Origin of the sequence: Homoserinibacter gongjuensis (assembly GCF_030161875.1) — a bacterium.
GTDB classification, from domain to species: domain Bacteria; phylum Actinomycetota; class Actinomycetes; order Actinomycetales; family Microbacteriaceae; genus Homoserinibacter; species Homoserinibacter gongjuensis.
On sequence record NZ_BSVA01000001.1, the window covers coordinates 2,026,591 to 2,041,145 of the forward strand.

The window sequence follows — 14,555 nt, forward strand, 5'->3', positions numbered from 1 at the left end:
CGAAACCGGCGCCGCCGCCCGACTGTCAGCTGGTTGAGGAGCGGCCGGCGCAGCCGGACGCGTCTCGAAACCAGCGCTTCCCGGTTCAGCCGGCGAGCCCCCGCCGTGGACGCTGCTCACGCCCGGGGTGGTCGAGCGGCGGCACGAGCGCGTCGAGCGGCAGCCCGAGCACATCGGCGAGCGCCACGATCGTACGCAGCGAGGGGTTCGCGGCCACTCCGGGCCGCGAGAGGCCTTTCTCGAGCTGCTGGTAGTGCGAGCGGGTGAGTCCCGCGGCGTAGGCGAGCTCCTCCTGGGTGAGGGCGGCCTCGATCCGCGCACGGTGCAGCCGGATGCCGAACTCGCGCGCGAACGACGCCCACCCGTCGTCCGGTTGTTCCCCCACCCGGCCACCGTGCCGCGCGAACGGGGCAGAGCAGGCCTGATATATCCGGCATCCTGTCACGGTGCGGCTGAGCGGACGATGGGAGGCCGACGCGGCACGACGCACTCGCGGATCGGTCGCATCCGCCCGATAGGATCGCGGATATGACCAGGATCGCCGTCGTTCCCGGCTCGTTCGACCCCGTGACCCTCGGGCACCTCGATGTGATCGAACGTGCAGCGCACCTCTTCGACGAGCTTCACGTGCTTGTGGTGCACAACCCCGACAAATCGGCGCTGCTCCCGATCGCGCAACGGGTGTCGCTCATCCAGGAGTCGATCGCGGAGGCACGCATCCCGGGCAACATCCTGGTGACGAGCTGGAGCGTCGGCCTGCTCGTGGACTACTGCACGGATGTCGGGGCGAGCGTGCTCGTGAAGGGCATCCGCTCGCAGGTCGACGTGGCGTACGAGACCCCCATGGCGATCGTCAACCGCAACCTCGCCAAGGTCGAGACGATCTTCATGCTGCCCGACCCGGCCCACGCGCACGTGTCGAGCTCGCTCGTGCGGCAGGTCGCGTCGCTCGGCGGCGACGTGTCGCCCTACGTGCCGCGCGTCGTGGCTGACTTCCTCGAGCAGCCGCGCTGACGCGGCGGGGTCAGAGCTGGAGCTCCCAGCTCAGGTAGCCGTCGTCGGTGAGCTCGACCTCGACCAGGTAGGCACCGCCGCTGCTGTCGAATGCCGTGCACGTGAAGCTCGTGGTGGTGAGCGCAGAGACGTCGTCGGGGCAATTGGCGCTCACGACGTCGACACCATAGAGCGGGGCGGCGTTCGCGACGATGTCGTCTTCGACGAGCGAGGTGTCGAGCGCGAAGGCTCCCATCACCGTCACGACGAGGCTCACCGTGAGCGTGACCGACGTGGCGATGCCCATCAGCAGACCGCCGAGAGCCGACCACTTGCCGACACCGGCGCGCCTCGCGAGCACGAGGCCCACGATGCCCGCGACGATCGCAACCAGGCTCAAGACGCTCGGCACGATGAGGATGCGCCCGAAGATGATGAACGCGAGCGCGGCGAGAGAGCTGATGCCGGATGACAGGGCGAGCTTGGCGGCCTTGTTGCTGCCCGTGGGCGCCGCGTAGCTGGCCGGCGCGTAGCTCGGCGTGGGCGCATACCCGGGAGTCGGCGCGAGACCCGCTGCCGGCGCGAACCCGGGTGCTGCGCCCGGAGCGGCGTAGCCCCCAGGTGCCGGCGCGTAGCCCGGTGCCGCCCCGCCGGGTCCGGGGAGCGGCATCCCGGCCCAGCCGGGCTGCGCGGGCGAGGTGCCGAGCGGCGCGGGCGAGCCGCCGAGCGTAGGTGCGAGGGGTGTGCCGAGGGGAGCGCCGAGCGGGTCGGCTTCCGGTTGCTCCGGCGCGTGGATCGCCTGCCGGTACCGGTTGGCGATGGTCGGGTCGGCCGATGACGTGAAGCCGACGGGGGCGGGGGCGGGTGCCGCCTGCTTCGGCGCCTCCGGCACGTAGGCCGGCTCGTCGGCGTGGCGGCCCAGTGGCGCCGGCGCCTCGTCGGGCATGACGAGCGGAGTGGCCAAGTTCGGCATCACGAACCCCTCGGCGGCGGCAGCCGCCGGTGCGGGAGCGACCGGCTCCGCGAAGGTCGGAGTCGCGAAGGCGGGCTGGGCGGATGCCTGCGGGGCGGGAGGTTGTGGGGCGCCGGGCTGCGCTGCGCTTTGCTGCGCGGCGTTGGCCTGTGGCGCGCTGGGCTCGGTGAACGACGGCATCGTGAAGCCGGGCATCGCGGATGCGGTTGCCGCCGCCGCCGTGGCCACCGGTGCCGGAGCCGGCGCGGTCGGCAGCGCGATGCTCGGCTCGGGCTCGACCACGGGCACCGTCATCACCGGAGCCGCTGAGGCCTGCGCCTCGAGCAGAGCTGCCGGGACCGGCGGTCGCGACGGGCCGGCCAGGGGTGCTGTCGGCGCGGACTCCGATTCGGGCTCCGCGTCGAGCGGTGCCACATGGCGGCCCGGATGCGCGAGCTCGTCGACCGTGGATCGCACCGTTCCGTCGTCGGTCGTGGCCTCGGTCGCCGTCATCGCGAAGGCGAACTCGGGAACCCGCTCCTCGAGCGGAGCCTCGGCAGGAGCCTCGACGGGGGCCACGACGCGTTCCTCGACGAGAGTGCCCACGTGCGCCGCGAACGCCTCGGGCACAGCGGCACCCAGAGGCTGACGCGTGTGCTCGGTCCAGGCGTCTCCCGACCACCAGCGTTCGCTCGTCGAGCCCCCGGATCGGGAAACCACCCAGCCGCAGGCGCAGTGGCGGATTCCATACCTCTACCGTCATCGAGCAGACCCCCTATTCACTAGCCCCCGAACAGGGTGCCGCGTCACCTGACCGCCGCATCCGTGCCGCATCCGTGCGAACCTGCATCCGGCGCACTCGACGCGCCCCGCCCGCACCCGGAGTCGCCGAGACGGCAGTTTCGACCCGACTCGCCGACATCTTCGGGTCGAAACTGCCGTCTCGACGCGTGGCACACTTTCCCGCATGGTCACCGACGAGGAACGTCGGACAGCGGATGCGGCGCGCGCCCGGCTCGAGCGCGCTGCTCGAGGAGGCGCGCGCCTACCTCGACGCCATCACGCCGTAGGGCGCGTGTCGGGCCACACCTCGGGCTTCGGGAAGATCACGAGGCCCTCGCCGTCGGGCTCACCGTGCTCGTCGCGTGCGAGAACCGCGTGGATCGCGGGCCACAGCGCCCGCGCGCCGTCGGATCGGAAGCCGCGGTCCACTCCCTCGTGCGTCGTGAAAGCGACGAGGTCGGCGAGCTGGATGATCTCGCGGTCCCAGGTGGAGAGCGAGGAGTCGATCCAGAGCGGCCGGTCGAGCAGCAGTCGGTAATCGGCGCGCAGCCGACCCCGGCTGGCGAGCTCGTCGCGGATGCGGGTGAGCTCGTGGTCGCGGAAGGCCTTCTCATGCTCGGTCTGTTGGTCTGCCACCAGAACGCCGCCCTCGCCCGGGTGATCGCGCTCGAGCTCGAGGGCGATGCGGCGGTAGAGGAAGGCGTACGCCCAGCCGAGCGCCGGCTCGCCGGGCCGCTCGGCGAACAAGCGTCGCTTGTCGATGGCCACCGTGAAGACCATCGGGCGGAATCGCGCGAATAGGCCGGCGATCTCCGCCTCGACCTCATCGAGGTCTGCGGCATCCGAGATCGCTGCGTAGTCGGCCTCCGCATCCGCCCGGGCACCCTCGAGTCGGCGGCGGGTGATGGCGAGCCGGCGCCCCTTGAACTCCGTCTCGTTCCACGGGCGCTCGGTGCTCGCGCCGAGACGCGCCGTCTTGAGCGCGTCGAGCGCCTCGGCGAGCGGGCGACGCTCGGTGTCGCGGATGCCCACCGCCGACAGCACGAACCAGTCGGTCGTGTCGCGTGCGAGCCGATCGGGGTGGTGTTCGTCGGGGGCCATGCGGTGGTGACCCGACTCGTCGATGTAGAAGAGGAGCACCGGCGCCACGTTACCGCGCGCGGTTCTCGGCCCGGGGAAGCGCCGCGACGGCATCCGCCGCAGAATGGGGGCATGACACTTCCCCTTCGTCTCGGGTACAAGGCTTCAGCTGAGCAGTTCGCACCGCGGGAGCTGGTCGAGTTCGCGGTCGCGGCGGAGGGGCACGGCTTCGAGTCGGTGACGACCTCCGACCACTTCCAGCCGTGGCGGCACGAGGGCGGCCATGCGCCGTTCTCGCTCGCCTGGATGGCGGCGGTGGGGAGCGCACCTCGAACGTGCTCATCGGCACGAGCGTGATGACGCCGACCTTCCGCTACAACCCGGCCGTGATCGCGCAGGCTTTCGCGACGATGGGCGTGCTGTATCCGGGGCGGGTGTTCCTGGGGGTGGGCACGGGTGAGGCGCTCAACGAGATCGCGACCGGCTGGCGCGGCGAGTGGCCGGAGTTCAAGGAGCGCTTCGCGCGCCTGCGCGAGTCCGTCGACCTCATGCGTGAGCTGTGGACCGACGACCGCGTGAACTTCGCCGGCGACTACTACCAGACCGTCGATGCATCCATCTACGACCGGCCGGAGACGCCCGTGCCGGTGTACATCGCGGCGGGCGGTCCGATGGTGGCCCGCTACGCGGGTCGCGCGGGCGACGGCTTCATCTGCACCTCGGGCAAGGGTGCGGCGCTCTACCGCGACGAGCTGCTGCCGGCGGTGGCAGAGGGTGCCGAGAAGGCGGGTAAGCGCGTCGGCGACGTCGACCGCATGATCGAGATCAAGCTCTCCTACGACACCGACCCCGAGGTCGCGCTCGAGAACACCCGCTTCTGGGCGCCGCTCGCCCTCAGCAAGGAGCAGAAGCACGACATCACCGACCCCGTCGAGATGGAGAAGGCGGCGGATGCCTTGCCGATCGAGCAGATCGCGTCGCGGTGGATCGTGGGCTCCGACCCGGATGCGGTGGTCGCCGAGATCAAGCAGTACATCGACTGGGGGCTGAACCACCTGGTGTTCCATGCGCCGGGCCACGACCAGCGCCGCTTCATGGAACTCTTCGAGCGCGACCTCGCGCCGCGACTGCGCGCGCTCTGACGAACGCAGTCGCGGGCGCGGCGGCCTACTGCTGAGCCTGCGCGGAGTAGTCGGGCAGCTCCTGCACGGCCCAGCTGTTGCCGTCGGGGTCGCTGAAGTACACGAAGCGGCCCCACGGCTGCTCGTCGATGTCGCTCGCCTCGACACCGCGGCCGCGCAGGTCGGCGAGTGCCTCATCCGCTGACGACACGACGACCTGCAGGGCACGCAATGACCCGGGCGCCATCTCGCTGATGCCGCGGCCGAACGCGATCGAGCATGCCGATCCGGGCGGGGTGACCTGCACGAAGCGAACCTCGTCGCTCACGACGTGGTCGTGGTCGACCGGCCAGCCGAGGGTGTCGCCGTAGAAGGCCCTCGCCCGATCGACATCCGAGACGGGCAGTGCGACGAGTTCAATGCGGTAGTCGACCATGATGCTTCTCCTTCGTTGTGTGCCTCCAGGCTAGAAAGCGATGCGGACAGAAGGTGTCCGCGTGGAGAAATCCGTCCCGTCTACATGGCGGATCGGACCCGGGGGCCGGCCGAGCCGCCACAACGCCGCTTCGCCATGGAGGAGGGACGCGGCGCGCCCCACGGTCTAGCCTCGGAGCATGCGCGCGACCCTCATCCATGCACCAGGTGACGTCCGTCTCGAGGAGGTGCCGGATCCGCGGCTCAGCACGGGCGGCGACGCGATCGTGCGCGTCGTGGCGGCGTGCGTGTGCGGCTCCGACCTGTGGCCGTACCGGGGCGTGACGCCGACGCACGAGCCGCACCGCATCGGGCACGAGTTCGTGGGCATCGTCGAGGAGGTGGGCCCGGACGTCGCGCGCATCCGGGTGGGCGACTTCGTGATCGCCCCGTTCTACGACTGCGACATGACGTGCGTGAACTGCGTCAACGGCTTCTCGACCTCGTGTCTGAACGGCGGATGGTGGGGCTCCGACGACCGGATGGGTGCCTTCGCCGACGGCGGCCAGGGTGAGCTCGTGCGCGTGCCGCACGCCGACGGCTCGCTCGTCGCCACCCCGTCGATGCCGGACGACGCCCTCGTGCCGCACCTGCTGACCCTCTCGGATGTGATGGGCACCGGCCACCACGCGGCGGTCTCGGCGGGCGTCGGTCCCGGCGACACCGTCGTCGTCGTGGGCGACGGCGCCGTGGGCCTCTGCGCGGTGCTCGCCTCGGCGCGGCTCGGTGCCGAGCGCATCGTGGCGATGTCGCGGCATGCCGACCGTCAGGCCCTCGCGCTGCGCTTCGGCGCGACCGACATCGTGGCCGAGCGCGGTGACGAGGGTGGCCCGCATCCGCGAGCTCTTCGACGGCATCGGGGCGGATGCTGTGCTCGAGTGCGTGGGAACCAAGGAGTCGATGGATCAGGCGCTGCGCTCCGCGCGGCCCGGCGGTCAGGTGGGTTTCGTGGGCGTGCCGAACGGTGCCCCCGAGTTGCCCATCCGGCGCATGTTCAACTCGAACGTCGGCGTGCGCGGGGGAGTGGCGCCCGTGCGCAACTACGTCGGGGAGCTGCTGCCCGAGGTGTGGGACGGGCGCCTGCAGCCCGGGGCCGTGTTCGACCTCGAGCTGCCGCTCACCGAGGTGGCCGGGGCGTACGCCGCGATGGACGAGCGGCGGGCGATCAAGGTGCTGCTGCGCCCTGACCGCCGCCAGCGCTGCCGCGCCCCGGCCGAGCCCTCAGGTGAGCTTGCGCCGGTACACGAGCCGAGCCGCGATGACTGCCGCCACCAGGATGCCGAGGCACCAGGCGAGCGCGATCCAGATGTCGGCTCCCACGGGCTGCCCCGCGAACACCGCGCGGATGCTGTTCACGATCGAGGTCACCGGCTGGTTCTCGGCGAACCAGCGCACGGGCGCCGGCATCGTCTCCGTCGGCACGAATGCCGAGCTCACGAACGGCAGGAAGATGAGCGGGTACGAGAACGCACTCGCGCCCTCCACGGAGTTCGCCGAGAGGCCGGCGATCACCGCCACCCAGGTGAGGGCGAGCGTGAACAGCAGCAGGATGACGGTGACGGCGAGCCAGCCCACCACATCCGTGCCGGTGCGGAAGCCCATGAGCACCGCGACCGCCACGACGAGCACAAGCGACACGAGGTTCGCGGCGAGCGAGGTGAGCACATGAGCCCACAGCACACCCGTGCGGCCGATCGGCAGCGACTGGAAGCGCTCGAAGATGCCGCTCTTCAGGTCCATGAACAGCCGGTAACCGGTGTAGGACACCCCGGATGCCACGGTGATCAGCAGGATGCCGGGCAGCAGGTAGTCGATGTAGGGCGTGTCGCCCGTGTCGATCGCCCCGCCGAAGACGTAGACGAACATCAGCATGATGCCGATCGGCATGATCGCCGTCGTGATGATGGTGTCGATGCTGCGGGTCACGTGCCGCAGGGTGCGGCCCGTGAGCACCGCGGTGTCGCTGACGAAATCGATGGCGGTCATGCCGCTGCTCCGTTCTGGTCGCCGACGAGCGCGAAGAAGATCTGCTCGAGGGTGGGTTGCTGCTCGACGTAGCGCACCTCTGCGGGGGCAGCAGCTTCTTGAGCGCGTCGAGGGTGTCGTTGGCGATGATGCGGCCGTGGTGCAGGATCGCGATGCGGTCGGCGAGTTGCTCGGCCTCGTCGAGGTACTGCGTGGTGAGGAAGACCGTGGTGCCCTTGCGCGCGAGCGCCTTCACGGCATCCCACACCTCGATGCGCGCCTCGGGGTCGAGGCCCGTGGTCGGCTCGTCGAGGAAGATCACCGACGGCGCGCCGATGAGGCTCATCGCGATGTCGAGGCGGCGGCGCATGCCGCCCGAGTAGGTGCCCGCGCGGCGTGCGCCGGCCTCGGTGAGTGAGAACCGTTCGAGCAGCTCGTCGGCGACGGCGCCCGGGTTCTTCTCGTGCCGCAGCCGCGCCACGAGCGCGAGGTTCTCGCGGCCGGTGAGCACCTCGTCGACCGCGGCGAACTGCCCCGTGAGGCTGATGGCGCCGCGCACGCGCGCCGGCTGGGTCGCGACGTCGAACCCCGCGACGGATGCCGTGCCGGCATCCGCGGTGATGAGGGTGGCCAGGATGCGCACGAGCGTCGTCTTGCCGGCACCGTTCGAGCCGAGCAGCGCGAAGATGCTGCCGGGTGCGACCTCGAGGTCGACGCCCCTCAGCACCTCGAGCTCGCCGTAGCGCTTCTCGATGCCGGCGACGCGGATGGCTGCGGGCGCGGCGGTCTCACGGATTGCGGTCATTCCGCACCTCCGGCTGCGTCGTCGATCGCCCGGCGCAGCCGCGCGCGCCTTATCGATCCATTCCTTGCCCGCGTAGGCGGCGCGGAACGTCTCGGTGAACTCGACCGGGTCGTCGCCCACGATGTCGCGCACGGGCGTGCCGTCGGCCGCCGCGCGCTCCCACAGCTCGGCCAGGTCGCCCATCATCCGTACGATCGTGTCGCCGTCGGTGATGCTGCCCGACGACATGAGGTAGCGCTCGATCGCCTTCGCGGCCGTGAGGTAGGGCTCCGGCAGCGCCTCGAGGCGCGCACGGCTCTGCTTGTACTGCTTCTTCTGGTCGAGCGAACCCGTGACGAGTTCGATCCATTTGGCGGCCATGGTCAGTTTCCTTCGTTGTCGGTGCGGAGCTGCTCGAGTCGGCCGGCGAGGAAGCTCCAGTTGCCCCAGAACTCCGCGAGCGAGTCGCGGCCCTGGGCGTTGAGTGTGTAGACCTTGCGTGGCGGGCCCTTCTCGGACGGCACCTTCTCGACATCCACGAGTCCCCGCTGCTCGATGCGCAGCAGCACGGCGTAGACCGTGCCCTCGACGATGTCGCTGAAGCCGCGTTCGCGCAGTTCGGCGGTGATCTCGTAGCCGTAGGCGGGCCGCTCGGAGATGATCGCGAGCAGGATGCCCTCCAGGATGCCCTTGAGCATCTCGGTGGCCTGTTTGCCCATCGGGGTCTCCTGTCTGTCGTGTGGTTGCTACTCGGTGTTGCTGAGTACCGGTAGACGGTAACACTGAGTACCGGTACTCCGCAACACTAGGTACTCAAGTTTCCGGATAGCATCCCCGGATGCGCATCCTCCGTCGGATCGGCATCGCCGTCGCTGCCGTCCTCGTGGTTCTGACCGTCGCCGTCACGGGTGTCTACCTCTGGCAGGGACCGCTGCTGCTGACCGGCACCGGATATGCCGCCCACAACGCGTGCGCGGTTGAGCTCGTGACCGGGCGCGACGATCCGGCGTCCGACCTGCCGCCCAACCCGCTCGTGCCCTACCTCGACGTGGACGTCGACGGCGAGGTCGCCACGGCATCCGTGTTCGGTGTCGGCACCCCGCAGCAGGCGCGCTACACCGAGGGCTTCGGCTGCACCCTCGCCTCGGCGCCGCTCGACCTCGGCGAGGCGACCCCGGTATCCGGTGCTGGTAACCCCTTCACGGATGCGGCGACGCCCGCGCCGAATGCCGAGCTCGAGGCCGCGCTCGATCGTGCCTTCGCGGCGGGGGAGCCGGATGAGGTGGTCGCGAACCTGGGAACCCGCGGCGTCGTGATCGTGAAGGGCGGCGAGCTCGTGGCCGAGCGCTACGCCGAGGGATTCGATGCCTCCACGCCGCAGCTCGGCTGGTCGATGACGAAGAGCGTGACCTCGCTCATGACGGGCATGCTCGCGCAGAAGGGCGTCGTGTCGCTGGACGACGACCACCTGCGCCCCGAGTGGACCGACGAGCGCGCCGACATCACGATCGAGAACCTGCTGCGCATGAACGCGGGCCTCGAGTGGGACGAGACCTACGACCTCGGCACGCCCATCACCCGCATGCTCTACCTCGAGCCCGACATGGGGTCGTATGTGGCGGGCCTGCCCCTCGCGCACGGCATCGGTGAGGTGCAGCAGTACTCGAGCGGCTCGACGACGCTGCTGTGCTCGGTGCTGGTGTCGCGTACGGGCCTCGGCGCCGACCTGCCGCGGCAGACGCTGTTCTCTGCTTTGGGCCTGTCGTCGGCCGTGCTCGAACCCGATGCGTCGGGAACGCCGGTCTGCTCCTCCTACATGTGGGCGACGCCGCGCGATTGGGCCGCCGTCGGGCAGTTTGCCCTGCAGAACGGCGAATGGAACGGCGAGCAGCTGCTGCCGACCGACTGGATGACCCAGAGCCTGTCGGTGACCGACACCGACGTCTCCGACGACCCCGGCTACGGCATGGGCTGGCGCGTGAACGTGCTGCCCGACGGCTCGCTGCGCTGGCCCGGCCTGCCCTCGGATGCGTACTCGGCGAACGGCCACGACGGGCAGCTCATGCTCGTGATCCCGTCGGAGGAGCTCGTGGTGGTGCGGCTCGGCTTCACCCCCGCGGCGTCGGCGTCGGACACGGTGGCGCAGCTCGCGGCGGATGCGATCGCGGCGCTGAACTGACGGGCGACGCTCGGCTGACGAGCAGGCTCGACACCTAACGTGGTTGCATGAACGCCGCGATCGACCGCCACCCGATCACCCAGGAGCAGCAGGCCGCGATCCTGAACTCCGAGGTGGCCCGACTGGCTGCGCAGGGGTGGACCGTCGGCAGCGTCTCGGGCGGGCAGGGCATCCTGCAACGCAAGAAGCGCATTGGCTGGTTCTGGAACACGATCCTCGCGCTCGTCACCGCGGGGCTCTGGCTCATCGTCGTGATCGTGCGCGTCGTGAACCGCAAGGTCGAGACGCGCATCGTGACGGTCGACGCCTACGGCACGGTCACGGTGCGCTGAGTCGCCGCGGCGGCGCACGGCACACCACAATGGAGCCGTGACCACGCCCCACATCGGCTACGCCGCCATGCTCGAGCGCTTCGCGCCGAACGAGGTGATCGCCCTCGCGCAGGCGGCGGAACAGGCCGGGTTCACGGGCGTCATGGCGGCCGACCACTTCCAGCCGTGGGTGCCGCAGCAGGGGCAGGCGAGCTTCGTGTGGAACGTGCTGTCGGCGCTCGGCCAGGTCACCACGGGGGACCTCGGAACCGGGGTGACCGCGCCGACCTTCCGCTGGCATCCGGCGATGGTCGCGCAGGCCTCGGCGACCCTCGCCGCCATGTACCCGGGGCGGCACTGGCTGGGGCTCGGCTCGGGCGAGGCCATCAATGAGCACGTCGTCGGGCGCTACTGGCCCGAGGCACCCGAGCGCATCAACCGGATGTTCGAGGCGGTCGACATCATCAAGAAGCTGTTCGCGGCATCCCTCGCGGGGCGCGACGCGCGCCACGAGGGGCAGTACTACAAGCTCGAGTCGACGCGTCTCTGGACGATGCCGGATGCCGCCCCGCCGATTCTGATCGGCACCGCGGGTCCGGTCACCGCGAAGCGGGCCGGGCGCACCGTCGACGGGATCGTGGTCGACGGGGCGCCGATCGACAAGGTCGCGCCGCTGCTACAGCGTTTCGCCGAAGGGGCCCGCGAGGTGGGGCGCCGTGCCGAGACGCAGACGCGCATCATCCGGCTGCACCTGTCGTGGGCGCCGACGCGGGATGAGGCGGTCGCGGCGGCGCTGCGCGAATGGCCGAACGCGGGGATGCGGTTCCCGAAGTCCGACATCCGCTCGCCGTTCGAGCTCGAGCAGATCGCCCGCACCGTGCGGGCGGAGGACTTCGAGGGTCGCGTGCTCATCTCGGACGACCCCGACGCCCACCGCGTGCACATCCAGCGCTACCTCGACCTCGGCTTCGACCGCGTGTACCTGCACGGGGTGAGCCGCGACCAGGCCACGTTCCTCGAGGTGTTCGGGCGCGAGGTGCTGCCGAAGCTCAGCCGCTGAGGGCCGCTGCATCGAGCACCCGTGGCCGCTGGTTTCGAGACGCGGCCTGCGGCCGCTCCTCAACCAACGGGGAGCGAGAGTTCGTCGAGCGTCACGACGTGGGCGAACTCGCGCGCGCTGAGCACCTCGGCGGTGCGCTCGATCACCTGCTGCGCGCTCAGCGCGCCGGCCGGGTTCGTGGCCGTCGCATCGAGCACGACGGTCGTGTCGAAGCCCAGATCCGTGGCGATGCGCGCGGTGGTCTCGACGCACTGCTCGGTGCGGATGCCGCACAGCACGAGCCGGTCGACGCCCGCGTCGCGCAGCCGCTTCTCGAGCTCGGTCGAGGTGAAGGAGTTGATCGTGGTCTTCACGATCACCGGCTCGCCCGCGGCGGGCTGAAGGGTGTCGACCACCCGCACGAGGCCGCTCTTCGGATCGAACGCGCTGTCACTGCCGGGCTCGGAGTGGAGGATCCAGAAGACCGGCGCCCCAGCCGCCCGGAACCGCTCGACGAGCGCCTCGACGCGGGTGAGCACCTCGGGATCCGAGATCGTGCCCCATCGCTCCGTGCCGCGGAAGGATTCCTGAACGTCGATCACGAGAAGTGCTTGGGTCATGCCCCCACTGTGCAACCCTCGCCGAGCCGCGACAAGCGGCGATCCCGCCAAGCTGCCGCGACATCCCGACACCTCGGCGATCGAGACCGCGCATCTGCCGCGCAAACCGGCCCGGATGGCGTCGGATGCGCGGTCTCGGCGAGGATGGGGAGTGACCCCCACCGGCCCCACCGTCAGCATGTTCGCTCTGCTCGGTTTGCCCGAGTTCCGGCCCGGGGACGACCTGGCCGGCATCCTGGGCGACGCGCTCGCGGGCGTCGCGCACGACGGCGACATCATCGCGGTCACGAGCAAGATCGTGTCGAAGGCCGAGGGCCGGATCGTCGCTGCCGCCGACCGCGAGGACGCCATCACCGCCGAGACGGTGCGCGTGGTGGCCGAGCGCGCACACGCCGACGGCTCGGGCACGACCCGCATCGTCGAGAACCGCCAGGGGCTCGTGATGGCCGCCGCGGGCGTCGACGCCTCCAACGCGCCCGACGGCCACGTGCTGCTGCTGCCCGAGGATCCCGACCGCTCCGCCCGCCACCTCGCCGAGGTGCTGCGCGACCGGCTCGGCATCCGGGTGGGCGTCATCCTCACCGACACGCTCGGCCGCCCCTGGCGTGAAGGTCAGACGGATGCCGCCATCGGCGCCGCGGGAGTCGTCGTCTTGCAGGAACTCGCCGGCAGCGTCGACGGCAACGGGCGGCCGCTCGCGGTCACCGCACCCGCGATCGCCGACGAACTCGCTGCCGCCGCGGAGCTTGTGAAAGGCAAGGCCGGCAACCGGCCCGTGGCCGTCATCCGGGGTCTCGGCCACCTCGTGACCGGGCTCGACGTGCCCGGCGCGCGCGCCCTCATCCGCCCCTCCGAGCGCGACATGTTCCGTTGGGGCAGCCGCGAGGCCTATGCCGACGGCTACGCCGCGGGCCTCGCCGCGCGCGACAGCCAGGCCTGAGCGCCTTCACGTGCCGCTCGTTGTCGCCTCACGAGCTTCGAGGCGACAACGGGTGGCAACTGAGCGCCGGGTGCGGGGCCGCATCCTCGCGCGCCACCTTTTGGCCACCCGCGCCTGCAATCCCTGGTGCGTGTCGCCGAACGCTGCAGCGTTTGGCACAAGGGGGCCCGGATGCGGCGGGTCGTTCCGGATGCGGCCCGGCGCCGCGGGGGTCGGCGGCCAAGCTGACCGTCATCCTCAAGGAGGGTGACGGATCCACCACGCCGTGCAAGACTCGGACGATGGAACGCGTCCCCGAGACCGGGGAGGACGTCGGCATCGAGGCCGAGACCTCCACGGGACCCTTGTCCGCACCCGAGTTCCTGCTCGACGCGCGTGCCGTGATGGCCGCCGTCGAGACGGTGATCGACGGCAAACGCGACGTCATCGAGCTCGCCACGACCGTGCTGTTGGCCGAGGGGCACCTGCTCGTCGAAGACGTTCCCGGCGTCGGCAAGACGATGCTCGCCCGTGCGCTCGCCCGCAGCGTCGACTGCACCGTCAGCCGCATCCAGTTCACGCCCGACCTGCTGCCGTCCGACATCACGGGTGTCTCGGTGTTCAACCAGGCCGCGCGCGACTTCGAGTTCAAGCCCGGGCCGGTGTTCGCCAACATCGTGATCGGCGACGAGATCAACCGGGCGAGCCCCAAGACGCAGTCGGCGCTGCTGGAGTCGATGGAGGAGCGCCAGGTGTCGGTCGACGGCGCCACCTACGAGCTGCCCGATCCCTTCACGGTGATCGCAACCCAGAACCCGGTCGAGATGGAGGGCACCTACGCCTTGCCCGAGGCGCAGCGCGACCGCTTCATGGCCCGCATCTCGATGGGGTACCCGGATGCCGCGAACGAGGCCTCGATGCTGCGGCAACGTGAGCAGGGCAGCCCGCTCGACCGGCTGCGGCCCGTCGTGACGATCTCCCGTCTGCAGCGCATGATCCGCACCGTGCGCGAGGTGTACGTGAGCCCCGCGGTGGAGCAGTACGTCGTGGCGATCGCCGCAGGCACGCGCGCCGACCGCGAGTTGCGGCTCGGGGCGAGCCCGCGCGCGACGCTGCAGCTCGTGCGCGCCGCGAAGGCGCGTGCGGCCCTCGACGGGCGTGACTTCGTGTTGCCGGATGACATCGACGCGCTCGCCGTGTCGGTGCTCGCCCACCGCCTGATGCCGGCGAAGTCCTCCGGCGGCTACGGCCGTGAGGCGCTCGCCGACATCGCCGCACGCATCGTGCAGGCCACGCCCGTGCCGCTCGGCGCATCCGGAACCGCCTGAACCGCAC

13 protein-coding genes and 4 pseudogenes are annotated in these 14,555 nt (G+C 70.7%); 8 read left to right on the top strand and 9 right to left on the bottom strand.

What is annotated here, in order from left to right; genetic code table 11:
- Positions 1–85: 85 nt before the first annotated feature.
- Positions 86–385: a helix-turn-helix domain-containing protein gene (locus tag QQK29_RS10975; protein ID WP_284300273.1), complete on the bottom strand. Its 300-nt coding sequence runs from the start codon at positions 383–385 to the stop codon at positions 86–88.
- A 143-nt stretch (positions 386–528) separates the two neighbouring features.
- Here QQK29_RS10975 and coaD point away from each other — a divergent pair, with 143 nt between their 5' ends.
- A complete protein-coding gene (gene coaD, locus QQK29_RS10980) occupies positions 529–1,014 on the top strand; it encodes a pantetheine-phosphate adenylyltransferase (RefSeq protein WP_284300276.1) in 486 nt (161 codons plus the stop codon).
- A gap of 10 nt (positions 1,015–1,024) precedes the next feature.
- Here coaD and QQK29_RS10985 read toward each other — a convergent pair whose 3' ends face one another.
- Together QQK29_RS10985 and QQK29_RS10990 are read right to left on the bottom strand one after the other, a co-directional pair.
- Positions 1,025–2,665, bottom strand: coding sequence for a DUF4333 domain-containing protein (locus QQK29_RS10985; protein WP_284300278.1), 1,641 nt, complete (start codon positions 2,663–2,665; stop codon positions 1,025–1,027).
- Between the two features lie 339 nt (positions 2,666–3,004).
- Positions 3,005–3,868, bottom strand: coding sequence for a DUF3800 domain-containing protein (locus tag QQK29_RS10990; RefSeq protein WP_284300280.1), 864 nt, complete (start codon positions 3,866–3,868; stop codon positions 3,005–3,007).
- A gap of 72 nt (positions 3,869–3,940) precedes the next feature.
- Between QQK29_RS10990 and fgd the strand changes: the two are divergent.
- Positions 3,941–4,950 (top strand): annotated as a pseudogene (gene fgd / locus QQK29_RS10995) (glucose-6-phosphate dehydrogenase (coenzyme-F420)).
- A gap of 25 nt (positions 4,951–4,975) precedes the next feature.
- Here fgd and QQK29_RS11000 read toward each other — a convergent pair.
- Complete coding sequence (locus QQK29_RS11000) at positions 4,976–5,365, bottom strand: glyoxalase superfamily protein (RefSeq protein WP_284300282.1); 390 nt, start codon at positions 5,363–5,365, stop codon at positions 4,976–4,978.
- Between the two features lie 178 nt (positions 5,366–5,543).
- On the opposite strand from QQK29_RS11000, the pseudogene QQK29_RS11005 reads away from it, so the two are divergent.
- Positions 5,544–6,588, top strand: a pseudogene (locus QQK29_RS11005) (zinc-dependent alcohol dehydrogenase family protein); the annotation flags it as partial.
- Positions 6,589–6,624: 36 nt separating this feature from the next.
- Here QQK29_RS11005 and QQK29_RS11010 read toward each other — a convergent pair.
- From QQK29_RS11010 to QQK29_RS11020, 4 genes and pseudogenes are all read right to left on the bottom strand, one after another.
- Entirely contained in the window at positions 6,625–7,389 is a 765-nt protein-coding gene (locus QQK29_RS11010; RefSeq protein ID WP_284300284.1) for an ABC transporter permease, read from the bottom strand.
- A pseudogene (locus tag QQK29_RS11015) lies at positions 7,386–8,173 on the bottom strand (ABC transporter ATP-binding protein). The gene QQK29_RS11010 and the pseudogene QQK29_RS11015 overlap by 4 nt, the downstream one beginning before the upstream one ends.
- 54 nt (positions 8,174–8,227) lie before the next feature.
- Positions 8,228–8,533: pseudogene (locus QQK29_RS18690) on the bottom strand (DUF1048 domain-containing protein); the annotation flags it as partial.
- Between the two features lie 2 nt (positions 8,534–8,535).
- Positions 8,536–8,871, bottom strand: coding sequence for a PadR family transcriptional regulator (locus QQK29_RS11020; RefSeq protein ID WP_284300286.1), 336 nt, complete (start codon positions 8,869–8,871; stop codon positions 8,536–8,538).
- A gap of 119 nt (positions 8,872–8,990) precedes the next feature.
- Between QQK29_RS11020 and QQK29_RS11025 the strand changes: the two genes are divergently transcribed.
- The 3 genes from QQK29_RS11025 to QQK29_RS11035 are packed head-to-tail and all read left to right on the top strand — an operon-like array spanning position 8,991 to position 11,702.
- A complete protein-coding gene (locus QQK29_RS11025) occupies positions 8,991–10,331 on the top strand; it encodes a serine hydrolase domain-containing protein (RefSeq protein WP_284300289.1) in 1,341 nt (446 codons plus the stop codon).
- A gap of 47 nt (positions 10,332–10,378) precedes the next feature.
- Positions 10,379–10,663 (top strand): hypothetical protein, encoded by a 285-nt coding sequence (locus tag QQK29_RS11030; protein ID WP_284300291.1) that lies wholly within the window; start codon positions 10,379–10,381, stop codon positions 10,661–10,663.
- 37 nt (positions 10,664–10,700) lie between these two features.
- On the top strand, positions 10,701–11,702 hold the full coding sequence (locus tag QQK29_RS11035; RefSeq protein WP_284300293.1) for a TIGR03557 family F420-dependent LLM class oxidoreductase: 1,002 nt from the start codon (positions 10,701–10,703) through the stop codon (positions 11,700–11,702).
- 59 nt (positions 11,703–11,761) lie between these two features.
- On the opposite strand, the gene QQK29_RS11040 is transcribed toward QQK29_RS11035, so the two are convergent.
- Positions 11,762–12,301 carry a cysteine hydrolase family protein gene (locus QQK29_RS11040; protein WP_284300295.1) on the bottom strand — a complete coding sequence of 180 codons (540 nt, stop codon included), beginning with the start codon at positions 12,299–12,301 and terminating at the stop codon, positions 11,762–11,764.
- A gap of 178 nt (positions 12,302–12,479) precedes the next feature.
- On the opposite strand from QQK29_RS11040, the gene QQK29_RS11045 reads away from it, so the two are divergent.
- Positions 12,480–13,241, top strand: coding sequence for a coenzyme F420-0:L-glutamate ligase (locus QQK29_RS11045; RefSeq protein ID WP_284301957.1), 762 nt, complete (start codon positions 12,480–12,482; stop codon positions 13,239–13,241).
- Positions 13,242–13,522: 281 nt separating this feature from the next.
- Positions 13,523–14,548: an AAA family ATPase gene (locus QQK29_RS11050; RefSeq protein WP_431308686.1), complete on the top strand. Its 1,026-nt coding sequence runs from the start codon at positions 13,523–13,525 to the stop codon at positions 14,546–14,548.
- The last annotated feature ends 7 nt before the right edge of the window (positions 14,549–14,555 follow it).